This window comes from Variovorax multivorans, from assembly GCF_051216835.1.
GTDB lineage: Bacteria > Pseudomonadota > Gammaproteobacteria > Burkholderiales > Burkholderiaceae_C > Variovorax.
This window is the reverse complement of record NZ_JBPJZL010000002.1, coordinates 147,173-173,781: the sequence shown is the minus strand read 5'-3', so window position 1 is coordinate 173,781 and position 26,609 is coordinate 147,173. Positions and strand designations below refer to the sequence as shown.

At 66.9% G+C, this 26,609-nt stretch carries 27 protein-coding genes and 2 tRNA genes; 27 read left to right on the top strand and 2 right to left on the bottom strand.

What is annotated here, in order from left to right:
* The first annotated feature begins 2 nt into the window (after positions 1 to 2).
* The 22 genes from ACSFCA_RS04395 (at position 3) to ACSFCA_RS04290 (ending at position 23,492) form a co-directional block, all read left to right on the top strand.
* Positions 3 to 1,511 carry an indolepyruvate oxidoreductase subunit beta family protein gene (locus ACSFCA_RS04395; protein WP_258350617.1) on the top strand — a complete coding sequence of 503 codons (1,509 nt, stop codon included), beginning with the start codon at positions 3 to 5 and terminating at the stop codon, positions 1,509 to 1,511.
* 15 nt (positions 1,512 to 1,526) lie between these two features.
* Positions 1,527 to 2,519 (top strand): PDR/VanB family oxidoreductase, encoded by a 993-nt coding sequence (locus ACSFCA_RS04390; RefSeq protein WP_435458759.1) that lies wholly within the window; start codon positions 1,527 to 1,529, stop codon positions 2,517 to 2,519.
* Positions 2,520 to 2,539: 20 nt separating this feature from the next.
* Positions 2,540 to 3,853: an aromatic ring-hydroxylating dioxygenase subunit alpha gene (locus ACSFCA_RS04385; protein ID WP_093049735.1), complete on the top strand. Its 1,314-nt coding sequence runs from the start codon at positions 2,540 to 2,542 to the stop codon at positions 3,851 to 3,853.
* Positions 3,853 to 4,341, top strand: coding sequence for an aromatic-ring-hydroxylating dioxygenase subunit beta (locus tag ACSFCA_RS04380; protein WP_435458758.1), 489 nt, complete (start codon positions 3,853 to 3,855; stop codon positions 4,339 to 4,341). Before ACSFCA_RS04385 ends, ACSFCA_RS04380 begins: the two co-directional genes overlap by 1 nt.
* 10 nt (positions 4,342 to 4,351) lie before the next feature.
* Positions 4,352 to 5,977 (top strand): AMP-binding protein, encoded by a 1,626-nt coding sequence (locus tag ACSFCA_RS04375; protein WP_435458757.1) that lies wholly within the window; start codon positions 4,352 to 4,354, stop codon positions 5,975 to 5,977.
* Positions 5,974 to 7,149, top strand: coding sequence for a thiolase family protein (locus ACSFCA_RS04370; RefSeq protein ID WP_258350613.1), 1,176 nt, complete (start codon positions 5,974 to 5,976; stop codon positions 7,147 to 7,149). Before ACSFCA_RS04375 ends, ACSFCA_RS04370 begins: the two co-directional genes overlap by 4 nt.
* An 85-nt stretch (positions 7,150 to 7,234) precedes the next feature.
* Positions 7,235 to 8,488, top strand: coding sequence for an SDR family NAD(P)-dependent oxidoreductase (locus tag ACSFCA_RS04365; RefSeq protein WP_435458756.1), 1,254 nt, complete (start codon positions 7,235 to 7,237; stop codon positions 8,486 to 8,488).
* Positions 8,489 to 8,504: 16 nt separating this feature from the next.
* Complete coding sequence (locus ACSFCA_RS04360; protein ID WP_435458755.1) at positions 8,505 to 9,317, top strand: cyclase family protein; 813 nt, start codon at positions 8,505 to 8,507, stop codon at positions 9,315 to 9,317.
* A complete protein-coding gene (locus ACSFCA_RS04355; protein ID WP_093075480.1) occupies positions 9,314 to 10,045 on the top strand; it encodes an SDR family oxidoreductase in 732 nt (243 codons plus the stop codon). Before ACSFCA_RS04360 ends, ACSFCA_RS04355 begins: the two co-directional genes overlap by 4 nt.
* Before the next feature lie 49 nt (positions 10,046 to 10,094).
* On the top strand, positions 10,095 to 11,261 hold the full coding sequence (locus ACSFCA_RS04350; protein WP_093172045.1) for an ABC transporter substrate-binding protein: 1,167 nt from the start codon (positions 10,095 to 10,097) through the stop codon (positions 11,259 to 11,261).
* A gap of 294 nt (positions 11,262 to 11,555) precedes the next feature.
* Positions 11,556 to 12,701: an ABC transporter substrate-binding protein gene (locus ACSFCA_RS04345; protein WP_435458754.1), complete on the top strand. Its 1,146-nt coding sequence runs from the start codon at positions 11,556 to 11,558 to the stop codon at positions 12,699 to 12,701.
* Positions 12,702 to 12,729: 28 nt separating this feature from the next.
* Positions 12,730 to 14,055 carry an aromatic ring-hydroxylating dioxygenase subunit alpha gene (locus tag ACSFCA_RS04340; protein WP_435458753.1) on the top strand — a complete coding sequence of 442 codons (1,326 nt, stop codon included), beginning with the start codon at positions 12,730 to 12,732 and terminating at the stop codon, positions 14,053 to 14,055.
* Positions 14,052 to 14,516: an aromatic-ring-hydroxylating dioxygenase subunit beta gene (locus tag ACSFCA_RS04335; RefSeq protein ID WP_435458752.1), complete on the top strand. Its 465-nt coding sequence runs from the start codon at positions 14,052 to 14,054 to the stop codon at positions 14,514 to 14,516. Before ACSFCA_RS04340 ends, ACSFCA_RS04335 begins: the two co-directional genes overlap by 4 nt.
* Before the next feature lie 44 nt (positions 14,517 to 14,560).
* Positions 14,561 to 15,724, top strand: coding sequence for an ABC transporter substrate-binding protein (locus ACSFCA_RS04330; protein ID WP_435458751.1), 1,164 nt, complete (start codon positions 14,561 to 14,563; stop codon positions 15,722 to 15,724).
* A gap of 34 nt (positions 15,725 to 15,758) precedes the next feature.
* On the top strand, positions 15,759 to 16,814 hold the full coding sequence (locus ACSFCA_RS04325; protein ID WP_093049773.1) for a branched-chain amino acid ABC transporter permease: 1,056 nt from the start codon (positions 15,759 to 15,761) through the stop codon (positions 16,812 to 16,814).
* A complete protein-coding gene (locus tag ACSFCA_RS04320) occupies positions 16,811 to 18,601 on the top strand; it encodes a branched-chain amino acid ABC transporter ATP-binding protein/permease (protein ID WP_435458750.1) in 1,791 nt (596 codons plus the stop codon). Before ACSFCA_RS04325 ends, ACSFCA_RS04320 begins: the two co-directional genes overlap by 4 nt.
* On the top strand, positions 18,598 to 19,329 hold the full coding sequence (locus ACSFCA_RS04315; RefSeq protein ID WP_007831224.1) for an ABC transporter ATP-binding protein: 732 nt from the start codon (positions 18,598 to 18,600) through the stop codon (positions 19,327 to 19,329). The genes ACSFCA_RS04320 and ACSFCA_RS04315 overlap by 4 nt, the downstream gene beginning before the upstream one ends.
* Positions 19,319 to 20,908, top strand: coding sequence for an ATP-dependent acyl-CoA ligase (locus ACSFCA_RS04310; protein WP_435458749.1), 1,590 nt, complete (start codon positions 19,319 to 19,321; stop codon positions 20,906 to 20,908). Before ACSFCA_RS04315 ends, ACSFCA_RS04310 begins: the two co-directional genes overlap by 11 nt.
* 10 nt (positions 20,909 to 20,918) lie before the next feature.
* Positions 20,919 to 21,668 (top strand): SDR family NAD(P)-dependent oxidoreductase, encoded by a 750-nt coding sequence (locus tag ACSFCA_RS04305; RefSeq protein WP_435458748.1) that lies wholly within the window; start codon positions 20,919 to 20,921, stop codon positions 21,666 to 21,668.
* A gap of 53 nt (positions 21,669 to 21,721) precedes the next feature.
* Positions 21,722 to 22,498 (top strand): SDR family NAD(P)-dependent oxidoreductase, encoded by a 777-nt coding sequence (locus ACSFCA_RS04300; protein WP_093075460.1) that lies wholly within the window; start codon positions 21,722 to 21,724, stop codon positions 22,496 to 22,498.
* Complete coding sequence (locus ACSFCA_RS04295) at positions 22,495 to 23,028, top strand: MarR family winged helix-turn-helix transcriptional regulator (protein ID WP_093049788.1); 534 nt, start codon at positions 22,495 to 22,497, stop codon at positions 23,026 to 23,028. The genes ACSFCA_RS04300 and ACSFCA_RS04295 overlap by 4 nt, the downstream gene beginning before the upstream one ends.
* A gap of 2 nt (positions 23,029 to 23,030) precedes the next feature.
* Positions 23,031 to 23,492, top strand: a complete 462-nt coding sequence (locus ACSFCA_RS04290) for an acyl-CoA thioesterase (RefSeq protein ID WP_435458747.1) — start codon at positions 23,031 to 23,033, stop codon at positions 23,490 to 23,492.
* Between the two features lie 7 nt (positions 23,493 to 23,499).
* Here ACSFCA_RS04290 and ACSFCA_RS04285 read toward each other — a convergent pair whose 3' ends face one another.
* Positions 23,500 to 23,892 (bottom strand): hypothetical protein, encoded by a 393-nt coding sequence (locus ACSFCA_RS04285; RefSeq protein WP_435458746.1) that lies wholly within the window; start codon positions 23,890 to 23,892, stop codon positions 23,500 to 23,502.
* A gap of 720 nt (positions 23,893 to 24,612) precedes the next feature.
* Between ACSFCA_RS04285 and ACSFCA_RS04280 the strand changes: the two genes are divergently transcribed.
* The 4 genes from ACSFCA_RS04280 to ACSFCA_RS04265 all read left to right on the top strand — a co-directional run bounded on the left by ACSFCA_RS04280 (position 24,613) and on the right by ACSFCA_RS04265 (position 25,651).
* Positions 24,613 to 24,689: transfer RNA gene (locus ACSFCA_RS04280), tRNA-Arg, on the top strand.
* 41 nt (positions 24,690 to 24,730) lie between these two features.
* Positions 24,731 to 24,937, top strand: a complete 207-nt coding sequence (locus tag ACSFCA_RS04275; protein WP_258350598.1) for a short-chain dehydrogenase — start codon at positions 24,731 to 24,733, stop codon at positions 24,935 to 24,937.
* A gap of 25 nt (positions 24,938 to 24,962) precedes the next feature.
* Positions 24,963 to 25,036, top strand: a tRNA-His gene (locus ACSFCA_RS04270).
* A 51-nt stretch (positions 25,037 to 25,087) separates the two neighbouring features.
* Positions 25,088 to 25,651 (top strand): HNH endonuclease, encoded by a 564-nt coding sequence (locus ACSFCA_RS04265; protein WP_435458745.1) that lies wholly within the window; start codon positions 25,088 to 25,090, stop codon positions 25,649 to 25,651.
* Between the two features lie 88 nt (positions 25,652 to 25,739).
* Here the strand turns inward: ACSFCA_RS04265 and ACSFCA_RS04260 are convergent, their stop codons facing one another.
* Positions 25,740 to 25,910 carry a hypothetical protein gene (locus tag ACSFCA_RS04260; protein ID WP_176928697.1) on the bottom strand — a complete coding sequence of 57 codons (171 nt, stop codon included), beginning with the start codon at positions 25,908 to 25,910 and terminating at the stop codon, positions 25,740 to 25,742.
* 273 nt (positions 25,911 to 26,183) lie between these two features.
* On the opposite strand from ACSFCA_RS04260, the gene ACSFCA_RS04255 reads away from it, so the two are divergent.
* A complete protein-coding gene (locus ACSFCA_RS04255; protein ID WP_354338528.1) occupies positions 26,184 to 26,594 on the top strand; it encodes a hypothetical protein in 411 nt (136 codons plus the stop codon).
* Positions 26,595 to 26,609: the final 15 nt, after the last annotated feature.

Here is a 26,609-nt window from a genome sequence, read left to right as displayed (position 1 = left end):
CAATGACGAGAAACGCACAACCCATCAAGATCGCGATCCTGGCCATGGGCGGGGAGGGCGGCGGCGTGCTGGCCGACTGGATCGTCGACATGGGCGAGGCCAACGGCTACGTCGCCCAGACCACTTCGGTGCCGGGCGTGGCCCAGCGCACCGGCGCGACCATCTACTACGTCGAGCTGTATCCCACGGCGCAGGCCGAGGCCGATGGCGGCCTGCCGGTGCTCGCGCTGATGCCGCTGCCGGGTGATGTCGACGTGGTGCTGGCGTCGGAGCTCATGGAGGCGGGGCGCGCCGTGCAGCGCGGCCTCGTCACGCGCGACCGCACCACGCTGATCGCATCCACGCACCGCGTTTTCTCCATCGCGGAGAAAAGTGCCTTGGGCGATGGCCGCGTCGACAGCGACCAGCTTCTCGCACACACCGCCAAGGCGGCCAAGCGCTTCATCCGTTTCGATATGGCGCAGGCAGCTGAAGCCTCGGGCAGCGTGATCAGCGCCGTGCTGTTCGGCACGCTGGCGGGCTCGGGCGTGCTGCCCTTCAGCCGAGCGCAGTTCGAGGCGACCATCGAGCGCGGCGGCGTGGGCGTGAAGCCCAGCCTCAAGGCCTTTGGCGCAGCGTTTGCTCGCGCACAGGGCGGTGACGACGGTGAGCCTGCGAAAGAAGTGCCTATCGCCGCGCCAGCACCGCAACCGCGCCACCCGGCCGTGCGCGCATTGGTCGAGCGGGTGCAACACGACTTCCCGGCGCAAGCGCAAGACTTCCTGCTCGAAGGCGTACGCCGCCTCATCGACTACCAGGACCTGGCCTACGCCAGCCTGTACCTGGGCCGCATGGCCGCCATCGCCGCGCTGCCAGGCAACGACGACCATCGCCTGCTGCGCGAAACCGCGCGCCACCTCGCGCTCTGGATGTCCTACGAAGACACTGCCCGCGTCGCGGCCCTGAAGACCCGCGCCACCCGCTTCGAGCGCGTGCGCGGCGAGGCCCGCGTACAGCCGGGCCAGGTGCTCGCCATCAACGAGTACATGCACCCGCGCCTGCAGGAAATCTGCGAGACGCTGCCCGGCGGCATCGGCCGCTGGCTCATGAACTCGACCATGCCCAAGAAGCTCGTCGAGCGCTTCACGCAGCACGGCCGCGTGATCCAGACCAGCTCGCTGCGCGGCTACCTCATGCTGCGCATCGTGGCCGCCTGCAAGCGCTGGCGCCTGTCCACGATGCGCTATGCCGAAGAAAACCGCCGCATCGAGGAATGGCTGCAGCGCATCGCCACCACCGCGCAGCGCAACCCCGAGCTCGCCGTCGAACTGGCCCAGTGCCAACGCCTCGTCAAGGGCTACAGCGACACGCACGAGCGGGGCATCCGCAACTACGACACCGTGATGCGCGCTGTCGAGCGCGCAGGCGCCGCGCTGGCACCGGCCACGCTGCGCGAGCTGCGCGACGCGGCCCTGGCCGACGAACACGGCCACAAGCTGCAGGCTGCACTGGCGCAGCACGCACTGGCCTGAAGAGACAAGACGAAGATGACCGCACCCTCAGCCACCCTCTCACTGCGCGTCGTCGAGGCGCGGGCGTTGAATCCGCTGATCCGCATGCTGCGCCTGCGCGCCGAAGATGGCCGCGCGCTGCCCGGCTTCGCGGCCGGCGCCCACATCCGCGTGCAGGTGTCACTGCCCGACGGCAAGACCGACTGGCGCCACTACTCGCTCATCAACTTCGACACCGCGCGCAACGCCACCAACGCGCCGGCGGAATACGTGATCGCCGTGCGCAAGGAGGCCGAAGGCCGGGGCGGCTCGCGCTTCATGCACGAGCAGCTGAAAGAGGGCGACACCCTCGCCATCGAGGCACCCAAGAACGACTTTCCGCTGCACGCCGGCCCCGGCGGCACCGTGCTGGTGGCCGGTGGCATCGGCGTGACGCCGCTCGCTACCATGGCCGCCCGCCGCCGCGCCGAAGGTGCAGCCGTGCGCATGCACTACGCCGGCCGCAGCCGCGATCTGATGGCCTTCCTGCCCGAGCTGCAGGCGCTGCTCGGCGACGACCTGCGCGTACATGCCGACGCCGAGGCCTGCACACCGCTCGATATCGACTCGCTGCTCGACAGCGTTCCCACCGGAGACCGCCTCTACGTCTGCGGCCCCAAGGTCATGCTCGACGCCGTGCTCGAGCGCACCCAGGCGCGCGGCTGGGAACACGACCGCGTGCACTTCGAGCTTTTCACCGAGCCGGTCGCGGAAGAAGGCGACCAGCCTTTCGAGGTGGAGCTCGCCCAGTCGGGCCAGCGCTTCACCGTGCCGGCCGACCAGAGCATCCTCGACTGCCTGATCGAGAACGGCTGCGACCCGATGTTCGACTGCAAGCGCGGCGAATGCGGCGTATGCGCCGTGCCGGTGCTCGAAGGCGAGATCGACCACCGCGACTACGTGCTCACCGCCCGCGAGAAGGCGGAAGGCAACGTCATGCAGATCTGCATCTCGCGCGCCAAGGGTGCGCGGCTGGTGCTGGACATCTGAAGCCAGGAGCCACAAGAACCATGACCTCGTACCGAGACAACCCCGATGCCATTCGCGCGCTGGTGCAGCATGATCGCGTGCACCGCGACCTGTACACCAGCCAGGAGCTGTTCGAGCTGGAGCAGGAGCACTTCTTCGCCAACACCTGGAACTACGTCGGCCATGAAAGCCAACTGCCCAAGCCCGGCGACTGGATCAGCAACGAGATCGCGGGCCGCCCGCTGATCATCGTGCGCCACTCCGACGGCAGCGTGCGCGCGATGATGAACCGCTGCGCCCACAAGGGCTCGCGGCTCGTGAACGGGCCCTGCGGCAACACGGGCAAGTTCTTCCGCTGCCCGTACCACGCCTGGACCTTCAAGACCGACGGCGCACCGCTGGCGATTCCGCTGAAAACGGGCTACGAGCACACGCAGCTGCACGAATGCGAATCGGGCAAGGGCCTCACCACCGTGAAGCACGTGCGCAGCCACCGCGGCTTCATTTTCGTGAAGATCAACGACGCGGGGCCCGACTTCGACGAATACTTCGGCGACTCGCTGAGCTCCATCGACAACATGGCCGACCGCTCGCCCGAAGGCGAACTCGAAATCGCGGGTGGCTGCCTGCGCTTCATGCACCAGTGCAACTGGAAGATGTTCGTCGAGAACCTCAACGACACCATGCACCCCATGGTGGCGCACGAGTCTTCTGCCGGCACCGCCAAGCGCATGTGGGCCGACAAGCCCGAGGACGAGCCCAAGCCCATGGCGGTAGAGCAGTTCGCGCCCTTCATGTCCGACTACAAGTTCTTCGAGGACATGGGCATCCGCACCTACGACAACGGCCACAGCTTCACGGGCGTGCACTTCAGCATCCACAGCAAGTACAAGGCGATCCCCGCGTACGACGACGCCATGAAGGCGCGCTATGGCGAGGAGAAGACGGCGCAGATCCTGGGCATGGCACGGCACAACACCGTGTACTACCCGAACCTCACGATCAAGGGCGCGATCCAGGCGATTCGCGTGGTGAAGCCGATCTCTGCCGACAAGACGCTGATCGAGAGCTGGACCTTCCGCCTCAAGGGCGCGCCGCCCGAGCTGCTGCAGCGCACCACCATGTACAACAGGCTCATCAACTCGCCGTTCTCGGTGGTCGGGCATGACGACCTGCAGGCCTACCGTGGCATGCAGGCCGGATTGCACGCGAGCGGCAACGAGTGGGTGAGCCTGCACCGCGACTACGACCCTTCGGAGCTGAAGGGTGGCGAGATCACCACGGGCGGCACCAACGAGTTGCCCATGCGCAACCAGTACCGCAGCTGGGTGCAACGCATGACGGAGACCATGTAATGGCCGGCACCGAAGTCACTCGCCAGGACCTGATCGACTTCGTCGTGAACGAAGCGCACTTGCTCGACACGCGCCGCTACGAAGAATGGAACGCGCTCTTCACCGACGATGCGTTCTACTGGGTGCCGCTCGTGCCCGACCAGGAAGACGGCCTCAACCACACCTCGCACCTGTACGAAGACAAGCTGCTGCGCGACCTGCGCATCGAGCGCCTCAAGAGTCCGCGTGCCTTCTCTCAGCAACCGCCGAGCCGCTGCCACCACCTGCTGCAAGTGCCGGTGGTCGAGCAGTTCGATGCAGAGGCCAATCGCTACGTGGTGCGCACCGGGTTCCACTACACCGAATCGCAGGGCGATGAACTGCAGTTCTATGTCGGCACCTTCTTCCACCACCTCACGGTGCAGGACGGCGCGCTGCGCATGACGCTCAAGCGCGTCAATCTACTCAACTGCGACGCGGCCCTGCCGGCCGTGCAGCTCTTCATCTGACAGAGACGAGATGCCACACGCCACCGTCCATCAAGTCTTTGCGGCCACCGCTGCGCGCACGCCGCAAGCCGAATTCCTGTTCACCGAATCGGTGACTGCGGCCGCCTATGGCATCGAAGCGGGCGCCATCCGCTGGGGCGATGCTGCCGCACAGATCGAACGCCTGCGCGCAGCCTACGCGCAAGCCGGCTACGGCCACGGCCATCGCGTCGGCCTGCTGCTGGAGAACCGGCCTGCCTTCATCTTCCACTGGCTCGCGCTGAACGCATTGGGCGTGAGCGTGGTGCCGATCAACGCCGAGATGCGCTCGGCCGAACTGGTCTACCTGATCGGCCACAGCGAGATCGGCCTGGCCGTGACGCTGCCGGCGCGCGCGGCCGACCTGCGTGCCGCGGCAGCTCAGGCGGGCGTGGCTTTCGAGACGATGGGGCCTGAAGACGCCGTGCCGCCAGCGAAGACCGCCGCACCGCGTGCCCATGAGCCCGTGGGCACCGACACCGAATGCGGCCTGCTCTACACCTCGGGCACCACGGGCCGGCCCAAGGGCTGCATCCTGAGCAACGCCTATTTCCTGCGCGCGGGGGAGTGGTATGCGTCGCTCGACGGTGTGTGCAGCATCCGTCCCGATGCAGAGCGCGTCATTACGCCGCTGCCGCTCAACCACATGAACGCGATGGCCTTCTCCACCATGGTGGTGCTGGTCGCAGGCGGTTGCCTGGTTCAGCTCGATCGCTTCCACCCGAAGACCTGGCTGGCGAGCGCGAAGGAGAGCGGCGCGACCATCGTTCACTACCTCGGCGTGATGCCAGCCATGCTGCTGTCCGCGCCCGCATCGCCGGCAGACCGAGACCATGCCATCCGCTGGGGCTTCGGCGCCGGCGTCGACCGCAAGAACCACGCGCCTTTCGAAGAGCGCTTCGGCTTCCCGCTGGTCGAGGCCTGGGCCATGACCGAGACCGGCGCGGCCGCCTGCATCATGGCCAACCGCGAGCCGCGCCTCGTGGGCACCAGCTGCTTCGGACGGCAGGAAGACTTCGTCGAGATCCGCCTCGTGGGCGAGGACGGCAGTGACGTCGGCGTCGATGCACCGGGCGAGCTGCTGGTGCGTTCGGCCGGCAACGACCCGAAGCGCTATTTCTTCTCCGGCTACCTGAAGGACGAGGACGCCACGTGCGAAGCCTGGGCCGACGGCTGGTTCCACACCGGCGACCTGGTGCGTCGCGACGCCGAGGGCAACTTCTTCTTCGTCGACCGCAAGAAGAACGTGATCCGCCGCAGCGGCGAGAACATCTCCGCCGTCGAGGTCGAGAGCGTGCTCAATCAGCACCCGGCAGTGAAGACCTCGGCCGTGGCAGCCACGCCCGACGCGGTGCGCGGCGACGAAGTGTTGGCCTGCATCGTGATGCGCGAAGGCGTCGATGCCTCGCAGCGCACGCAGATCGCCGCCAGCATCGTCGAACACGCACTGGCCCAACTGGCGTACTACAAGGCGCCTGGCTACGTGGCCTTCGTCGATGCGCTGCCACTCACGCCTTCGCAGAAGATCCAGCGCGGGCAACTCCGCGAGATGGCGCAGTCGCTGCCGGGCCAGGGCCATTGCGTCGACACACGCGCCATGAAGAAGAGGCAGGCATGACGACCAAACGACGGCTCTCCTACGAAGGTGTCGCGGTCGCGGTGCCCGTCACCGTGCCCTATGTGCGGTACTCCACGCGCACGGCGCACTGGTTCATCGGACAGGCCATCGAGGCGCTGGTCGATGCCAGCGGCGTGGCCAAGGAGCAGATCGACGGCCTGTGTCTCAGCAGCTTCTCGCTCGCGCCCGACACGGCCGTGGGCGTCACGCAGCACCTGGGCCTGTCGCCGCGCTGGCTCGACCATGTGCCCACAGGTGGTGCCTCAGGCGTGATGTGCCTGCGCCGTGCCGCGCGGGCGGTGCAGGCGGGCGATGCCGACATCGTGGCCTGTGTGGGCGCCGACACCAACCACGTCGACTCCTTTCGCCAGACGCTGGGCAGCTTCAGCAACTTCGCGCGCGACGCGAGCTACCCCTACGGCTCGGGCGGCCCGAACTCGATCTTTGCGTTCATCACCGCCAACTACATGCGCACCTACGGCGCGAAGCGCGAAGACTTCGGCCGCATCTGCGTCGACCAGCGCACCAACGCGCTGGGCAACCCAAACGCGATGTTCAAGAAAGGCCTGACGCTCGACGAGTACATGGCCGCGCGGCCCATCTCCGACCCCATCCACCTGTTCGACTGCGTGATGCCCTGCGCGGGCGCCGATGCCTTCCTGGTGATGAGCGAGGAGCGCGCACGCGACCTGGGCCTGGCGCACGTGGTGATCCGCGGCGCCATCGAACGCCACAACGCCTACGCCGAAGACCCTGTGATGGTGCAGGGCGGATGGCGAAAGGATCGCGATGACCTGTATGCGCAAGCCGGCATCCAGCCCGCCGAGCTCGACTTCGTGCAGACCTACGACGACTACCCCGTCATCGTGATGATGCAGTTCGAAGACCTGGGCTTCTGCGAGAAGGGCGAGGGCGCGGCCTTCGTGCAGGCCAACACCATGACCTTCGATGGCAGCTTTCCGAACAACACCAGCGGCGGGCAGCTCTCAGCCGGGCAGGCGGGCGCGGCGGGTGGCTTCCTCGGTATGGTCGAGGCGATCCGCCAACTGACCGATCAAGCAGGCCCACGCACCGTGCCCGACGCACAACTGGGCCTGGTCGCCGGCTTCGGCATGGTGACCTACGACCGCTGCCTGTGCACAGGCGCCGTCATCCTGGGGAGACCGGAATGATGTACCCCCACGTTTGCCGCTTCGCGGCTGCACTGCCCCCCGAGGGGGCCGCGCGCCTGCCTTGGGGCGGCCCGGCGGAGGCGCTATGACCATGCCGATGATGCGCCCCCCGCGCAAGAACCCGGTGCTGCGCACCCGGCAGATGAACCTGCCGCCCGGCGCGCGCGGCCGCGTGGCGCTCGGCCTCACGGCTGCTGCCGCCGAAGGCCGCTTCGAGCTGCAGACCTGCGAAGACTGCGGCACGGTGCAGTACCCGCCGCGCGAGGTTTGCCACAAGTGCCTCTCGGCGGCCCTGCGCTGGCGCCAGCAGAACGGCGAGGGCGAACTGCTCGGCAGCACCACGCTGCACCACAGCAACGACCTGTTCTTCCGCGAGCGGCTGCCCTGGCGGCTGGGCCTGGTGCACCTCGATGCCGGGCCGACGCTCATGGTCCACCTGCATGGCGAAGTTGGCGATGCGCCGCAACGCGTGCGTGTCGGCGCCCGGCTCGACCGCGCGGGGCAGGCCGTTCTCATTGGTTTTCCGAATGAAGGGAGTGCCCATATGGCCGACGACAAGATGCTCCGTGAAATGACCAGCGACCCGAAGTTCCGCAAGGCGCTGGTGACAGACGGCAAGACCGAGACCGGCCAGGCCATCGTGCGCGCGCTGGTGAAGGCCGGCGCAGACATCGTCTGGGTCGGCCATGCCGAGCCCTGGAAGAAGATGGGCGACGGGCTCGACGACATCTCTGCGCTGCCGCAAGTCACGCTGGTGCCGCTCGATCTGACCAACGGCCGCCAGGTGACGGAGCTTGCGGGCTCCATCGGCGGCAAGGTCGACATCGTGATCAACAACGCCGAGGTGCACCGCACCTTCGGCATCGGCGCGCGGCGCGGCACCGACGTGGCCAAGGCCGAGATGGACATCAACTACTTCGGCCTGCTTCGTCTGGCGCAGGAGTTCGGCCCCGCGCTGAAGGGCCGCTCGGCCGACGGCGCAACCGGTGCGACAGCATGGGTCAACCTGCTGTCGATCTACGCGCTCAGCAACTTCCCGCCGCACGGCACCTTCAGCGCGTCGAAGGCCGCTGCGCATTCGCTCGCGCAGTGCCTGCGTGCCGAGATGCGGCCGGCTGGCATTCGCGTGATCAACGTGTTCCCGGGGCCCATCGACGACGAATGGAACCAGCACACGCCGCCGCCCAAGCTCGCACCCACCGCGCTGGCCAATGCCATCGTGAAGGCGTTGCGCGACGGTGTGGAAGACGTCTACCCCGGTGATGTGGCGCAGGAGTGGTTGGAGCGCTGGCGCGACAACCCCAAGGTGCTCGAGCGCGAGCTCGCGGCCGGCGGCTGAGACAGGAGCCATACGAATGACCACGACAACCGAATTGATGTCCGCCGCCGAAATTCTCGGCGGCCTCGTGACCGCGATGGCCAGTGGCCGCATCCGCGTGATCGACCTCACGCAGACGCTCACGCCCGAGTTCCCGCAGATCGCGCTGCCGCCCGAGATGGGCCAGTGCTGGCCCTTCCGCATCGAGGAAGTGTCGAAGTACGACGAGCGCGGCCCGGGCTGGTACTGGAACAACTTTTCCTGCGGCGAGCACACCGGCACGCACTTCGACGCGCCGATCCACTGGATCTCCGGCCGCGACCTGCCGAACAACTCGGTCGACACCATTCCCGTGCAGCACTTCGTGGCACCGGCCTGCGTGATCGATTGTTCGGCCGATGTGCAGTCGAACGACGACTACCTGCTGAGCGTGGCCGACATCGAGCGCTACGAGGCGGCATATGGCCGCATCCCGAAGGGCGCGTGGGTGCTGATGCGCACCGACTGGTCCAAGCGCAGCGACCCTGAGGCGTACCAGAACTTCGACGAAACGGGCCAGCACACGCCGGGCCCGAGCACCGAGGCTGTGCGCTTCCTGGTCGAGCAGCGCGACGTGCTGGGCTTCGGCTCCGAAGCCATCGGCACCGACGCTGGGCAGGGTTATCACCTGCGGCCACCGTACCCGTGCCACTACTACATGCACGGCGCGGGCCGCTACGGGCTGCAGTGCCTGAGCAATCTCGACCTGCTGCCACCGGCCGGTGCGGTGCTGATCTGCCCGCCGCTGAAGATCGAGAAGGGCAGCGGAAGCCCGCTGCGCGTGCTGGCACTGGTGGGGGCCTCGGCATGAGCGCGGCGCCCAAGGTCGCGGCCGTTACCGGCGGCAGCGCCGGCATCGGCAAGGCGATCTGCGAAGACCTGCTCGCGCAGGGCTACGAGGTGGTGTCGCTCGCGCGCCGCAAGGCCGAAATCGACCATCCGAAGCTGCACAGCATCGAGGTCGACCTGAGCGACCGCGCCGCCACGGGCGAGGCGGTGCGTGAGCTGGTCGAGCGCTTCGCGCCGACCACCATCGTCCACAACGCAGGCGTCATCCGCGCCGCGCTGCTGCCCGAAGTGAAGCTCGACGACCTCGACGCACTGGTCGATCTGCACCTGGGCTGTGCCATTCAGCTCGTGCAAGGTGCGCTGCCCGCGATGCGTGCGCAGCGCTTCGGCCGCGTGGTGCTGCTGTCGTCACGCGCCGCGCTGGGGCTGGCCACGCGCACCAGCTACTCGGCCACCAAGGCCGGCATGCTGGGCATGGCGCGCACCTGGGCGCTGGAGCTGGCGGCCGACGGCATTACGGTGAATGTGGTGGCCCCGGGGCCGATCCGCACCGACATGTTCTACGACGTGGTCGAAGCCGGCAGCGAGAAGGAACGCGCGCTCGCAGCTTCGGTGCCGGTCAAGCGCCTCGGCGAATCGGCCGATGTGGCACGCGCCGTGCGTTTCTTCGCCGATGCCGAGAACAGCTTCGTCACGGGACAGGTGCTGTATGTGTGCGGCGGCACCAGCGTCGGAAGTCTCGCCCTCTGAGTTTTTTGCTTTCCTCACGTTCATCCAAAACCACCTCTGGAGCCTCGCCATGAAAGTCCTGAACCGAATTCGCACACTCGCGGCCATTGCCGCGGGCCTCGGCGCGCTGAGCGCCGCGGGCGCGTGGGCCGCCGATCTCAAGGTCGGCTTCATCACTTCGATGTCGGGGCCGGTGTCGTCGCTCGGCATTCCGTACGACAAGGGCATGAAGGCGGCAGTCGCCTACAAGTCGGAGGTGGGCGGCCGCAAGGTCCAGGTGATCCAGCTCGACGATGCGTCCGACCCGTCCACGGCGGCGCGCAACGCGCGCAAGCTGATCGAAGAAGACAAGGTCGACGTCATCATCGGCACGGCCGGAGCACCAGGCTCGCTGGCCATTGCCGGTGTGGCGCGTGAAACCAAGACCCCGCTGATCTCCATCGCCAATGCCGACCTGGCAGGCGAAGAAGGCGCATGGATGGTGACGCTGCCGCAGCCCGCGCCGCTGATGATGGGCGCGATGGTCGAGAAGATGAAGCAGGCCGGCGTGAAGACGGTGGCCTACATCGGCTACTCCGACGCCTGGGGCGACCTGGTGTATGACGCGCTGATGAAGTCGGCGCCAACGGCAGGCATCAAGGTGGTGTCGAACGAGCGTTATGCGCGCAGCGATTCGTCGGTGGCCGGCCAGGTGCTGAAGATCGTGGCGCTGCGGCCCGACGCGGTGATCACCGGTGCCTCGGGCACGCCAGGTGCGTTGCCGTACCTCGCGCTGACTGAGCGCGGCTACAAGGGAAAGATCTACGGCATGCATTCGCTGATCAACCCCGACTTCATTCGCGTTGGTGGTCCGTCGGTCGAAGGCCTGCTGGCGCCCACGGGCCCGGTGGTAGTGGCCGAGCAGCTGCCCGACAACAACCCGATGAAGAAGATCGCGATGGACTTCCGCGCTGCCTACCAGAAGGCCAACGGCGCGGCGCCCACCGACACCTTCTCGGCCTACAGCTTCGATGCGTGGCTGATCTATCTTGACGCTGCGCAGCGCGCGCTGGCCAGCAAGGCTGAGCCTGGCACTCCGCAATTCCGGCTGGCGCTGCGTGATGCCATCGTGAGCACCAAGGAGCTGGTGGGCACGCATTCGGTCTACAACTTCAAGCCCACTGATCGCTATGGCTCGGATGACCGCTCGCGCGTCGTCGTGAAGCTCGAAAAGGGTCAATGGAAGCTGGTGCCCTGAGATGACATCCGGCTCTTCAGGGCGCGATCACGCCGACGGGGTACCTTGCTCCGCGAATGTCCCCCGGCCTGCGGCCTCCTCCTTTATTTCGCTGCGCAAGGCACCCCATCGGCGTGATCGTTCAGCGCAGTGGTTGATCGGCCAGCACAACGGCAGCGTCCATGTGCGAATGGCATCGGGTGCTCCCCGCAGCGAAATAAAGGAGGAGCCGAAGGCGGGGGACATTCGCGGAGGGGAGTACCCGGTGTCATTCGCACGCACCCCGAACGCCAAGTCCCAGTTTTGGAAACCGAAATGAAGAAAAAATACACCCACATTCTTAGCGCCACGGTGCTTGCCCTGGCGGCCTCACAGACCCTGGCGGCCGACCTGAAGATCGGCTTCATCAGTTCGCTGTCGGGCCCGGTGGCCGCACTTGGCATTCCATACGAGAAGGGCATCCGCGCCGCGATTGCCGAACATCCCGAGATCGCTGGTCGCAAGGTACAGCTGATCGTGCTCGACGACGCCTCGGACCCCACCACCGCCGGCCGCAACGCACGCAAGCTGGTGACCGAAGACAAGGTCGACGTGCTCATCGGCACTTCGGGCGTGCCAGGCGCCATGGCCATCGCCGCGGTGGCCAAGGAACTGAACACGCCGCTGATCTCGCCTACGCCGGTCACCATCGCCGGCCCCGAGGGCGCGTGGACGGTGACGGTGTCGCAGCCGTTCCCGCTCATGGTCGCTGGCGTGGTCGAGCGCATGAAGAAGTCGGGCGTGAAGACAGTGGCCTTCATCGGCTTCTCGGATGCGCTGGGTGACCTGGCCTACGACTCGCTCGTGAAGAGCGCGGACGCCGCCGGCATCAAGGTGGTGGCGAACGAGCGCTATGCGCGCAGCGATTCGTCGGTGGCCGGGCAGGTGCTGAAGATCGTCGCGTCGCGGCCCGACGCGGTGTTTGCGGGCAACTCGGGCACGCCCGGTGCGCTGCCCTACATCGCGCTGGCCGAGCGTGGCTACAAGGGCAAGATCTACGGCACGCACGGCCTCATCAACGCCGACTTCGTGCGCGTGGGCGGCGCTTCCATCGAAGGCCTGCAGGTGCCCAGCGGCCCGGTGCTGGTGGCCGACCAACTGCCCGACAGCAACCCGATCAAGAAGGTGTCGATGGGCTTTCGCAACGCCTACCAGAAGGTCAATGGCGCGGTGCCGACGGATGCCTTCTCGTCGTACACCTACGACGCCTACCTGCTGCTGGCCGATGCGGCCTCGCGCACCAAGGGCGAGCCGGGCACACCGCAGTACCGCACGGCGCTGCGCGACGCCATCGTGAGCACGAAGGAGCTGGTGGGCACGCACGGCATTTACACCTTCAAGCCCGACGACCGCTATGGCTCCGACCAGCGCGGCGTTGTCATCGTGCAGATGACAAAGGGCCAGTGGAAGCTGGTTCCGTAGTTTTCGCCGAACCACCGAGCACATCGCCATGACCATCTATCGCAACCGCCCCGATCTTGTCGCGGCGCTGGTGCAGGACGACCGGGTGCACCGCGACCTGTACCTGAGCGAGGAGCTTTTCGCGCTGGAACAGGAGAACCTGTTCGCCAACACCTGGGTCTTCCTCGGCCACGCGAGCCAGGTGCCTGAGGCCGGCGACTTTGTCACGCAGGACATCGCGGGCCGGCCGCTGATGATGGTGCGCCAGCCCGATGGCGATGTGCACGTGCTCTACAACCGGTGCGCCCACAAGGGCACGCAGCTGGTGATGGACGAAAGCGGCAACACCGGCCGGTTCTTCCGCTGCCCGTACCACGCGTGGACCTACAAGCTCGACGGCGCGCCGCTCGGGCTGCCGCTGAAGAACGGCTACGAGGGCACGCAGCTCAAGGCCTGCGAGTCGGGGCAGGGGCTGTCGGTGGTGAAGCACGTGAAGGTGTACCGCGACTTCGTGTTCGTGCGGTTGTCTGACACCGGGCCTTCGTTCGAGGACTACTTCGGCGAGGTGCTGGGCGCCATCGACAACATGGTCGACCGCTCGCCCGAAGGCAACCTGACTGTGGGCGGAGGTGTGCTGCGCAACATCGTCCACTGCAACTGGAAGATGTACCTGGAGAACATCAACGACACGGTGCACCCGATGTCGACGCACGAGTCGGCTACCAAGGCGGCCGAGGCGCTGTGGGAAGGCCATGCGCCCACGGACCCCAAGCCGATGGCAATGGAGCAGATACTGCCCTTCGGCTCGGGCTACGAGTTCTTCGACAAGATGGGCGGACGCGTGTTCGCCAACGGCCACAGCGTGCTGGGGGTGAACTTCAGCATCCACTCCAACTACGCGCAGCTGCCCGAGTACGAAGCCGCGATGCGCGCCGCGCACGGCGAGGCGCGGGCCACCGAGATATTGCAGCGCTCGCCGCAGAACTCGGTCTTCTATCCGAGCTTGTCGGTCAAGGGCTCGCCGCAGGCCATTCGCGTGATTCGCCCGCTGGCGGCCAACCGCACGCTGATCGAGGCCTGGAGCTTCCGCGCGGCAGGTGCGCCAGCGCTGCTGTTCGAGCGTGCCATGAGCTACAACCGCCTCGTGTTCTCGCCGATGTCGGTGGTCGCGCACGACGACGTGCACCTGTTCGAGAGCATCCAGCAAGGCCTGCGCGCAGGCGGCAACGAGTGGGTGAGCCTGCACCGCAACTACGACCCAGCCGAGACGCAGCAAGCCACGGTCACCACCAACGGCACCAACGAGCTGCTGATGCGCAACCAGTTTCGCGCCTGGGCGAAGTCCATGGTGGCGGGCATGGAGGCTGCGGCATGACGGACCCACGCGATTTCGTCGCCCACGAAGCGGCGCTGCTCGACGAGCGGCGGCTCGATGACTGGTTGGCCCTGTTCGCCGAAGACGGCCACTACTGGGTGCCGCTGCTCGGTGCGGCGCAGGCCGACCCGTTCTCGCACAACTCGCTGGCCTATGAAGACCGGCTGCTGCTGCAGCTGCGCGTCGACCGCCTCAAGAACCCGCGCGCGCATTCGCAGCATCCTGCGAGCCATAGCCAGCACGTACTGCAGCCCTCGCGCATCGAGCGCGAGGAGGGCGATGAGGCATGGCTGCGCACGCCGTTCCTCTACGTCGAGGCACGCGGCGAAGACCAGATCCTGCTGAGCGGCACCGCCCGCCATCACCTAGTGCGCACTCCCACCGGCTGGTCGATCCGCGAGAAGCGCATCGACCTGCTCAACGCCCCGCGCGCGTTGCCGGCCATCCAGTTGTTCATCTGAGTTACCCACCTGTCCATTCCAACAATCCTCACCGGAGCTACGACATGAAGAGCCTGATGCAGATCCTGACGCGCGGCACCCTCGCCGCGGCGCTGACCGCCTGTGGCATAGCGAGCGCGTTCGCGGCCGACCTCAAGGTTGGCCTCAGCGTGTCGCTGTCGGGGCCGAACTCCTCGCTGGGCGTGCCCTATGCCAAGGGCATGCAGGCCGCGCTGGCCTACAAGGGCGAGGTGAACGGCCGCAAGATCCAGCTCGTCGTGCTCGACGACGGCTCCGACCCCACCACGGCCGGGCGCAACGCGCGCAAGCTGATCGAGGAGGAGAAGGTCGACGTGCTCATGGGCACATCGGGCGTGCCGGCCGCCATCGCGATGGCGCAGGTGGGCAAGGAAGCAAAGACGCCGATGATCGGCCTCACGCCCATCCTGCTCGATCCCAACGAGAACCCGTGGGTGATGACGGTGGCGCAGCCGACCCAGCTGATGATCGATGCGGTCGTCGAGCGCATGAAGCGCAACAACGTGAAGACCGTGGGCTACATCGGCTTTTCCGACGCCTGGGGAGACCTGGTCTACGACGCGCTGATGAAGGCCGCGCCCGGCGCCGGCATCAAGGTGGTGAGCAACGAGCGCTATGCGCGTGCCGATGCCTCGGTGACGGGGCAGGTGCTGAAGATCGTGGCGCTGCGGCCCGACGCGGTGATGACCGGTGGCGCAGGCACGCCCGGCGCACTGCCGTTCCTTGCGCTGCAGGAGCGCGGCTTCAAGGGCGGCGTGTACGGCCAGCACGGCCTGATCAACCCCGACTTCGTGCGCGTGGTCGGCGCGGCCGGCCAGAACGCGCTGATGCCCACCGGCCCGGTGATCGTGGCCGAGCAGTTGCCAGACAGCTACCCGACCAAGAAGATCGCGACCGAGTTCCGCGCCGTGTTCCAGAAGGTCAACAACGCACCGACCAGCGACGCCTTCTCGGCCTACTCGTTCGACGGCTGGCTGGTGTTCGTCGATGCCGCCTCGCGCGCCATGAAGAAGGCGGAGCCGGGCACGCCCGAGTTCCGCGTGGCGCTGCGCGACGCCATCTTCAGCACGAAGGAAGTGGTGGGCACGCACGGCGTCTACACCTTCAAGCCCGGCAGTCTCTACGGCGTGGACGAACGCGCCCGCGTGATCGTCAAGCTCGACAACGGCCAATGGAAGCTCGCACCTTGAACCTCTCGCCTTTGTTTTTCCGGAGGGCCGCGCGATGACATGGGACGTGGCGCTGATTCTCCTCACCGATGGCCTGGCCAACGGGGCCGTCTATCTGCTGGCCGGGCTCGGGCTGGTGCTGATCTTTTCCGTCACGCGGGTGGTGTTCGTGCCGTTCGGCGACATCGCGGCCTTTGCGGCCCTGTCGCTCGCGGCCTTCGAAACCGACCGCGTGCCGCCGACCATCGGCATGGTCGCGGTGCTGGCGGCGCTGGCCCTGGCCACCGAGATCGGCAGCCTGCTGCGTCGCGGCGAGGCCGCGCGCATTCCGAAGGCGGTGCTGATGTGGGGCGTGCTGCCCGCCATTCCGTGCGTGCTCGCATGGCTGGCGGCGCGGCCGGGCGTGCCTGTGGCGGTGCACATCGCGGTGGCGGTGCTGCTGGTGGTGCCTATCGCGCCGCTGCTGGCGCGGGTGGTGTTCCAGCCGATCGCGGATGCATCGGTGCTGGTGCTGCTGATCGTGTCACTGGCGCTGCACTTTTTGCTGTCGGGTCTGGGCCTGCTGTTCTTCGGGCCCGAGGGTTCGCGCACCACGCCGCTGACCAGTGCGGTGTTCACGCTAGGTGATGGCTTCACCGTCAGCGGGCAGGTGGTGCTAATGGTGGGGGCGGCCATCGTGCTGAGCGGGCTGTTCTTCCTGGTGTTCGAGCGCACGGTGGCAGGCAAGGCGCTGCGCGCCACGGCCGTGAACCGCGTGGGCGCGCGGCTGGTCGGCATACGGCCGGTGCGCACGGCGCTGCTGGCGTACGGCTGCGCCTCGCTGCTGGCGGGGCTGATCGGCGTGCTGATCGCGCCGGTGACGACGATGTATTACGACTCGGGCTTCATCATTGGCCTGAAGGCTTTCGTGGCCGCGATCATCGGCGGGCTCGTGAGCTATCCGATGACGGCCATCGGTGCGCTCGCGGTCGGCGTGGTGGAGAGTTTTGCCTCGTTCTGGAGCGGTGCGCTGAAGGACGTGATCGTGTTCAGCCTGCTCATTCCGGTGCTCATGCTGCGGTCTTTCATGGCCACGCACGCCGAAGAGGAAGAAGACGAGGTGGACCAATGAACGCCAACCGCAACAAGCGCCTGGCGTGGATCGCCGGGCTCGTCGTCGTGCTGGCACTGGTGCCGGTGCTGGCGGGCAGCTTCACCGTTTCGCTGCTCAACGACATCGGCATCGGCGCGCTGGTGGCGCTGGGCCTTGTGCTGCTGACTGGCGTGGGCGGCGCCACCTCGTTCGGGCAGGCGGCCTTCGTGGGCATCGCGGCTTATGCCACCGCATGGCTGACGACGGCGCAGGGCATGTCGCCCTGGATCGGGCTGCTGTTCGCGCTGCTGCTCACGGGGCTGTCGGCGCTGGCGATCGGCATGCTCACGCTGCGGCTCGGTGGGCACTTTCTGCCGCTGAGCACTATCGCGTGGGGGCTGTCGATCGCGATGCTGTTCGGCAACGTCGATGCGCTCGGGCGGCACACGGGGCTGTCGAACATTCCGGCGTTGCAGATTGCGGGCTGGTCGCTGGCCGATCCGCGCGCGATGTACTACCTGATCTGGGTGGTGGTCGGGCTGGCCTGCCTGTTCAGCCACAACCTGCTGCAGTCGCGGCCGGGGCGCGCGATTCGCGGGCTGCGCGGCGGTGCGACGCTGCTGGCGAGCGTGGGGGCTGATGCGTACCGCGTGCGGCTCTCGCTGTTCGTTACCGCCGCGCTGTTCGCGGGGCTGGCGGGCTGGCTCTATGCGCACATGAACCGCTTCGTGAGCCCGTCGCCCTTCGATGTGCGCGCCAGCATCGAGTATTTGCTGATGGCGGTGGCCGGTGGTCTCGGTCAATTGGGTGGCGCGCTGGTGGGCGCTGCGCTGGTGCTGGTGCTGAAGAACGGCCTGCAGGACGTGCTGCCGATGCTCACGCAACGCGCCGGCCAGTTGGAGGCCGTGGCCTTCGCCGCGCTGTTCATCCTGCTGCTGCACTTTGCGCGCGGCGGTGTGATGGGCTTGCTGCGCCGCTGGACGCGTCGTCGCGGTGCTGTGCAAGGGCCGTCGCGCCACGAGGCGCCGCCGGTCGAGCCGCTGCCGCATCGCACGCTGCCCCAGCGCGGCTCGCAGGTGTTGTCGGTGAATGGCGCGGTCAAGCGCTTCGGCGGGCTCATTGCGGTCAACGACGTGAGCTTCGACGTCAAGGCCGGCGAGATCGTCGGACTGATCGGGCCCAACGGCGCGGGCAAGTCGACCATGTTCAACCTGCTGACCTGCACGTTGCCGATGAGCGCGGGCAAGGTGCGCTTCCTGGAGCACGACATCGCGGGCATGCCGCAGCGCGAGGTCGCGCGGCTGGGGCTGGCGCGCACCTTCCAGCACGTGAAGCTGCGCCCGCACATGAGCCTGCTCGACAACGTGGCGCTGGGCGCGCATTCGCGCACGCGCTCGGGCATCCTGAAGGCGGGGCTGCGGCTCGATCGCACGGAAGAAAGCCAGATCCTGCAGGAGGCGCAGCGCCAGCTCGACCGCATCGGGCTGGGCGACCGCGCGCATGAACTGGCGGGCAGCCTGCCGCTGGGCACGCAGCGCATTTTGGAAATTGCGCGCGCGCTGGCCGCCGACCCGGTGCTGCTGGTGCTCGATGAGCCGGCCGCCGGCCTGCGCCGCAAGGAAAAGATGGCACTCGGCGATTTGCTGCGCAAGCTGCGCGAGGAGGGCGTGACCATCCTCATCGTCGAACACGACATGGACTTCGTGATGAAACTGGTGGACCGGCTGGTGGTGATGAACTTCGGCTCCAAGCTCGTGGAGGGCGTGCCGTCGGCGGTGCGCGCGGACGAGCGTGTGCAGGCGGCCTATCTGGGGAGCGTTGTATGACCGCGATGCTGGAGATTGGCGATCTGCATGTGTCGTACGGGCAGGTCGAGGCGGTGCGCGGGGTGTCGCTCGACCTGCAGCCGGGCCAGATCATTTCGGTGATCGGGCCGAACGGCGCGGGCAAGACCACGTTGCTGGCTGCGGCCATGGGCCTGCTGCCTTGCAAGGGAACGCTGCGTTTCGAAGGTGAAGACCTGCAGGGGCTGGACGTGGAAGCGCGCGTGGAGCGCGGCTTGTGTCTCGTGCCCGAAAAGCGCGAGCTGTTCGGCGAACTCACCGTGCTCGACAACCTTCAGCTCGGCGCGTACGCGAAGCGGCTGCGCGGCGATGCAATGAAAAAGCGGCTGCAGTCGGTGTACGACCGCTTTCCGCGGTTGGCCGAGCGGCGCTCGCAGCGCGCGGACACGCTCTCGGGCGGCGAGCGGCAGATGCTGGCCGTGGGGCGCGCGCTGATGTCGGCGCCGCGCCTGCTGATGCTCGATGAGCCCAGTTTGGGGCTGGCGCCGTTGATCGTGCGCGACATTTTGACCATCGTGCGCAAGCTGCGGGAAGATGGCGTGTCGATTCTGCTGGTGGAGCAGAACGCACGCGCCGCGCTCGAAAGCTCGGACGAAGGCTATGTACTTGAGACGGGCGAGATCGCGCTGTCGGGCGCTTCGGCCGAGCTGGCGAGCGATCCGCGGGTGCAGGCCACCTACCTCGGCGGAGGCACGCACGATGACGAGTGACCCCCGCGCCGTGCCGCCCGCCCTGCGCACGCTGCCGGCGATGCTGCAGCGGCAGGCCGGGCTGTTCGGCTCGCGCGCGTTGCTGCGGATCGCTGGGAGCGAGTGGACCCATGGCGATGCGGTGCGAGCTGCCGCTGTGCGTGCAGGCGCGTTGGCGGCGGCCGGCGTGGCACGTGGCGATCGCATTGCGGTGATGTGCGGAAACCGCATCGAGTTTCTTGAGAGCTTTCTCGGCGCAGGCTGGTTGGGCGCATCGACGGTGCCGGTCAACACGGCATCGATGGGGCCGCAGATCGAATACTTCCTGGCGAACAGCGAGGCGAAGCTGCTGGTGATCGAGGTGGGCTTTCTGGAGCGGCTCGCGACGGCGGATCTGTCGCGCACCGCGTTGCGCGAGGTCTGGGTGGTTGGTGAAGCGGCATCCAATGCGTGGCAAGTGCCTGAAGGTGTGCGCGTCGTGGCGTATCCCGAGGGCGGGGAGCCCATCGAGCCGGCTGCGATGCAGCCCGGTGATCCGCTCGCGATTCTCTACACCTCCGGCACGACGGGGCCGGCCAAGGGCGTGATCTGTCCGCATGCGCAGTATTTCTGGTGGGGTGTGAACAGCGCGGAGGTGCTCGGCGTCGGCGCCGACGATGTGCTGTGCACCACGCTGCCGCTGTTTCACATCAACGCGCTCAACACCTTCGCGCAGGCCGCACTGACGGGCGCACAAGTGGTGTTCGAGTCGCGTTTCTCTGCCTCGGGCTTCTGGCCGACGATGCGCTCGAGCGGCGCGACGGTGGTGTATCTGCTTGGAGCGATGGTTCCTATCCTGCTCGCGCAGCCGGAAGGCCCCGGCGAGCGCGATCACCGCGTGCGCATCGGGCTGGGGCCCGGTGTGCCGTCTGCCGCGGGCGCTGCGTTCAAGGCGCGCACGGGCGTGTCGCTGCTCGAAGGCTACGGCTCGACCGAAACCAATTTCGCCATCGCCACCGCGCCGGATTCGCCGCGCGGCGGTGTCATGGGCTGGCTGCGCCCGGGCTTCCAGGTGCGCGTGGCCGACGAAGACGACGCGGAGCTGTCGCCCGGCGAGGCCGGTGAATTGCTGCTGCGTGCGGAGGAGCCGTACGCCTTCGCGAGCGGCTACTTCAACATGCCGGAGAAGACAGTCGAGGCTTGGCGCAATCTCTGGTTTCACACCGGCGACCGCGTGGTGCGCGATGCCGACGGCGCATTCCGTTTCGTCGACCGCATCAAGGACGCGATCCGCCGGCGCGGCGAGAACATCTCGTCGTTCGAGGTCGAGCAGGTGCTGCTGAGCCACCCGGACGTGGCCTCTTGCGCGGTGTACCCGGTGCGCTCCGAACTGGCCGAGGACGAGGTGATGGCGGCGTTGGTGGCGCGCGAGGGCGTGTCGATCGAACCCGCCGAGCTCGCGCGCTTTTGCGAAGGGCGTCTGCCGTACTTCGCCGTGCCGCGATACATCGACCTGCTGGCCGACCTGCCGCGCACGGAGAACGGCAAGGTGCAGAAGTTCAAGCTGCGCGAGCGCGGTGTCGGGCCGCAGACCTGGGACGGACGGCCCGCCAGGGCCTGAGGCGAATCGCATGACAAGCGCAGCGCTGCTCCCGCTTTCCGGACGCGTGGCGTTCGTGACGGGTGCGGGGCAGGGGCTTGGGGCAGCCATCGCGCGGGGGCTTGTGGAAGCCGGGGCGCGTGTGGCCCTGGCCGATATCGAACTTGCGAATGCCGAAGCCGTCGCGGCGGAGATCGGCGGGCTTGCCCTGGAGCTCGATGTGCGCGACGAGGCGGCGTTCTCCGGTTGCTTCGGCAAGGCCGTCGCGCATTTTGGTGCGGTCGACATCATGGTCAACAACGCGGCGCGCACGCCGACCACATCGCTCTGGGACATCACGCCCGAAGAGTGGGACGACGTGCTCGCCGTCAACCTGCGTGGCAGCTTCTTCGGCTGCCGCATTGCCGGGCGGCACATGCGCGAGCGCGGCGCGGGCCGCATCGTCAACCTTACGTCGATGGCGGGGCAGCAGGCCAGCACCGCAACCGGCGCGCACTACGCGGCGAGCAAGGCCGGACTGCTGGCGCTGACGCGGTCGTTCGCGCAGGAACTGGCTCCGCACGGCGTGACGGTGAATGCGCTGGCCCCTGCGGCGATCCGCAGTCCGGCGCTCGACGCCATGGAGCCTGCGAAGCAGTGGGCGCTGCGGGCGGGCATTCCCCTCGGCCGCTTCGGCTTGCCAGAAGAGGTGGCCGCGGCGGTGGTCTATCTGGCTTCGCCGGCAGCAGCCTTCATGACGGGCACCACGCTGGACCTCAACGGCGGCCGTTTCATGCGCTGACAACTCGGGCCGGCGCACTCCGTTAAAATGATTCAGAACTAAAACATTCAGGTATGCAATCAAATTCACTCACTGGCCGCCACGCACTCGTCACGGGCGCGGCACGCGGCATCGGCGCCGAGATCGCCCGCACCCTGGCAGCCGAGGGCGCCGTCCTGACGCTGCTGGGCCGTGACCGTGAGGCGCTGCAGCGCGTGGCCGATTCGCTCGCGGGTAGCGGGCATGGCGTCGTGGCCGCCGACGTGGCCAGCCCCGAGGCGGTGCAGGCGGCGTTCGCCGAGGCCCGCGCCGCGCGAGGCCCGGTCGCCGTGCTCGTCAACAACGCCGGTGCAGCCGAGAGCGCGCCTTTCCTCAAGACTTCGTTCGAGCTCTGGCAGCGGATGCTGTCGGTCAACCTCACCGGCAGCTTTCTGTGCGCGCAGGCGGCGCTGCCCGACATGCTCGACACCGGCTGGGGCCGCATCGTCAACATCGCCAGCACGGCGGGGCAGAAGGGCTATGCCTACGTGGCCGCCTACACCGCGGCCAAGCATGGCGTGATCGGACTCACGCGCTCGCTGGCGCTCGAGGTGGCGCGCAAGGGCATCACGGTGAATGCCGTGTGTCCGGGCTACACCGACACCGACATCCTGCGCAACAGCGTCGCCAATGTGGTCGGCAAGACCGGGCGCAGCGAGGCCGATGCGCTGGCGGAGTTTTCCAGCGTCAATCCGCAGAAGCGGATCGTGCAACCGTCCGAGGTGGCCGATGCCGTGCGCTGGCTGTGCGGGCCTGGTGCGGCATCGGTCACCGGGCAGTCCATCTCGGTTTCAGGGGGAGAAGTGACATGACACGCAACAACGATGCCTCGCACGCCGCGCTGAGCGATGCGGAAGAGCTGGGCCATGAAGCCCGCGCGGGCCACGAGGACCACGCGATGCTCAAGCTGTGGCTGCGCATGCTGGCCAGCACCACGCAGATCGAGGCCGAGATCCGGCGCCGGCTGCGCGAGCGCTTCGGCATCTCGCTGGCGCGCTTCGACTACATGGCGCAGCTCTACCGCTACGAGGACGGCCTGAAGATGCGCGTGCTGTCGCGCTACCTGATGGTGACCGGTGGCAACGTCACGGGCCTGACCGACGAACTCGAACGCGAAGGCATGGTGGCGCGCGCGCCCAGCCCCGACGACCGCCGCGCGTGGATCGTGAGCCTGACGCCCACGGGGCGCCGCACCTTCGAGACGATGGCGAGCGAGCACGAGCAGTGGATCCTGGAGATGTTCTCGGGGCTCGACATGAAGACGGTCAAGCAGATGCACACGCAGCTGGGCCTGCTGCGCGTGCATGTGATGCGCGGCGAGCCCTCGGGCGAGGAAGGCTGAGGATGAGCGACGACACGCACGTCGATCTGGCGGCCGCAAGCAACGAGTTCCGCAGGCCGCGGCTGATCCGGTTTTCGGACTGCGACCCGGCAGGCATCGTTTTCTATCCGCAGTACTTCGTGATGCTCAACGGGCTGATCGAGGACTGGGTCAATGAAGGCTTGGAGCTCAGCTATCACGGCCTGGTAGCGCAGCGCCGCATCGGCCTGCCGACCGTGAAGCTCGATGTCGATTTCCGCGCCGTGAGCCGCATGGGCGACCAGGTGATCCTCGGGCTCATGGTGCAACGGCTAGGCTCGCGTTCGATGACGCTGGCGGTGCGCTGCTTCAGCGCCGAGACGGGCGAAGTGCGCATGCAGATGACTCAGGTGATCGTGACGACTTCGCTGGAGACGCATCGCGCCGTTGCCATTCCGGACGACATGCGCGCGGCCATCCTGCGCAACGCGCCCGAGCTGGGCTGAGCTTCATTCAGGTCGCGGGCTCGTTGCCGGCGGCGTCCTGCGCGCGCTTCTTCAGCCAGCCGCTGAGCTCTTTCTTCCCCTTGGCATTGGCTGTGCGCCATGCCTCGCGCGCGGCGGCAATGAAGCGCTCTTCGGCCGCATCGGGTACTTCGGAGGGGCGATCTTCCTTGTCGAGCCAGCCCATCTCCACGTTGCAATGCCGCTCGATCTGCCGTGCCAGGTTGTCGCCGATGGGCCGGGAACTCTTGATCTGGCTCCACATGCTGGGGGAGATTTCGATCTTCTTCGCAAACGCCTGGTCCAGCCCCTTGGCAGGCAGGCCCGCGGCAACGGCTTCTTCGAGAAAGCGGCGGTGCAGCGCGAGAGCATTGCGGCGGCGCGCGACGGTGATATTGGGCACTGTTCAAAAACAACAACAAGACAAAAAAAGATTGTCCCGGTTGTTGACGCACTCGTAAACACTATTTACAGTTGCCCTCAATCGCGGCCCAAAGCCGTACCCTTTTTCCAACCCTTTACAGCCGACAGCGGCAATTTTTGACTCAGGAACTACCGTGAACACCACATTGAATCTCACCAGCATTCGACCCGCCTCGGGCCGATCGCTCGTGCGCGTCAGGGCGTGTGGTGGTTTCGATGGTATGCCGTCGGTCCGACTGAATCAGCACCAGAGCCACGTGTATTCCACGAAAGCCGCAGCCAGCCTGCGCGTTGGAAAAGTCGAGGATCAGGTGCTACCGGGTGGAGGTTGCGCATAAGCGCACACCTTCCAAGCTCTCTCATACAGAGGCCCGGACACCGCAAGGTTCCGGGCCTTTTTGTTTTTGGTTTTTGTTTGCCATTTCGGGTGTGCCTTCACCACACCGCCAGAGCCCACCGCGTAGACGGTCTGGCGGGATGTGCAGGAATTGATCACTCCTGTGCAGCGACGTCGTACGGGGCAGCGCCCAGCGCGCTGTCCGTCGCGTGAGGACACAACCGAAATGGAAAGCGGGCCTCCGTTTTTTGAACAACACCGAACCCGAGCGGGACCAGGCCATGCAGATGGCCCTCCCGCGGAAACCGGCCGCAAAGATTGGGCGGCGCCGGAACTCGTAACCGGACACTTTTTTGTTTTCGACCCGCGTTAGCTCAATGGATCAGAGCACTTGCCTACGAAGCAAGGGGTTGCACGTTCGAGTCGTGCACGTGGGGCCATCTGTTTCTTTGTTCAGCTGTCACATCACCAAGGAGCCGTCATGCGCAAGCGCAACACCCCGATCCGGATGATCACCGTGCGCCCGGCACAGCCGCGCAAGCGCATGGTGCTGGCCCTGGCCCAACGCTTCGGCATCGTGACCGATGCACGCCGTGCGAACGAATGCGCACCTGCATCGCCGGGCCGAGAGGTGCCACTCGAAGGCCTCGATCTCGACCAGCGCGTGCGCGCGGTTGGCGAGTGGTGAGCCGGCTGCTCGTCTTTTTCTTATGGTGTACGTAGCTCAACGGCAGAGCCGCGGGTTGTGGTCCCGCTGGCGACGGTTCGATTCCGTTCGTGCACCCCATGGTTTCATTTCATTCAACCTCACAACCATCGCCGCGAAAGGAGGCGAGTCATGCACCCTCACGTCCTGCAACTCGATATTCAGGGCACGCCGCAAGCCTGGATTTCGCTGGAGCAGGCGGTGTTGCACTACGCGACCGGCTCGGTCGCATGGGAAGACGGCGACCTGCCGCTGGCCACGCTGCGTGGCGGCTTCAACGTGGCGCGCGGTGTGCAGTCGCGCGTCGAGGTGGCGCCAATCATCGCGCTGCGCGGTGCGTCGAAGATCAACCTCTTCGACGTGATTCCAATCGTCACCAAGAGTAAGCTGCTGCGCCGCGACCGCCACACCTGCGCCTACTGCGCGAGTGTGTTCCACGAGCGCGACCTGCAATGCGAACACGTGCTGCCCGAGTCGCGCGGAGGCCCATGGACCCGGACCAACCTCGTGAGCGCATGCGCGGTCTGCAACAACCGCAAGGCCGCGCGCACGCCGGAGGAGGCGGGCATGCCGCTGGTCTATCTGCCTTATGTGCCGAGCCGCTATGAGAACTTTCTGCTTGAAGGCCGCAACATCCGTGCGGACGTGCACGAGTGGCTGGCGAAGCGGCTGCCCAAGGGCTCGCGGCTTCAGTGAGGGCGGGGTAGTGACCTTGACTCGCGCCCATGAAAAAAGCCCGCTGTCTTCCGGACGGCGGGCTTTTGTTCGTGCGGGGGATCGGTGGTCAGCGCCCGAAGAAGCGGTAGGCGATCAGGCCTGCGGCCGCCAATCCACCCACGACCGCGAGGATCACCTTGGTGGCACGACCGGAACCGCGCTTCGAGCGCGGCCAGTGGTCTGGCCCGATCAGGTCGATGGGGACGGTGGGTTTGCCTATGTCGGACGCCTTTTCCATGGGAGGAAATATAGCTCACGCCTGAAGCGTGGTCCGAGGCAGGTCACATTCTGTGGCCTCCGAACATCGTCATTGGCCCCGGCTGCGGCCGGACAAAAAAATACCCGCATGAGCGGGCCGAACGAGCTTTTTGGCTTCGAAGTTGATGTCCCTGTGTCTCTTGTTGTTGTGATGCGTGACAGCAGGTACAAGATGCCATGCCAAGTGGGTGCCTTTTGAGGTCGGGTCCGAAGCAGGTTGCATGTGACAGACAAAACCGTGAAATATTGCCGTATGAACAAAGAAATCATTCTCGAAAGTTTGACGCGCGCTCTGGAGAGCTGGGTCCGCAATGCGTCTGCAGCGCAACTCTGGCACGTGCATCAAGCGGGCGGCCTCGCAGCCTCCATCGAGGCGGACGAGGAGGTCGTGCAGGTGCGCATTGTCCTCGGCGGCGCGCGCGACGCCTTGTCGGACATCGGCAAGACCGATGGGCGACTGCCCGTCACCGAGGCTTTTCTCGGCAGTTCGGCATGGGGTGCGCCGCCGGCACAAGGAAGCCCGGAGCGCGAGCAATGGTTCCTGTCGAGCGAACTGGCGCAGACACACGCGCGCCAGTATCTGATGGCCGAGGTGGGTGAGCGGCGCGATCTGCTCGAGCGCTGTGTCGACGACTGGATCGCGCGGCAGGGAGCCGCTTCCTGATAGTCCGGCTCACCG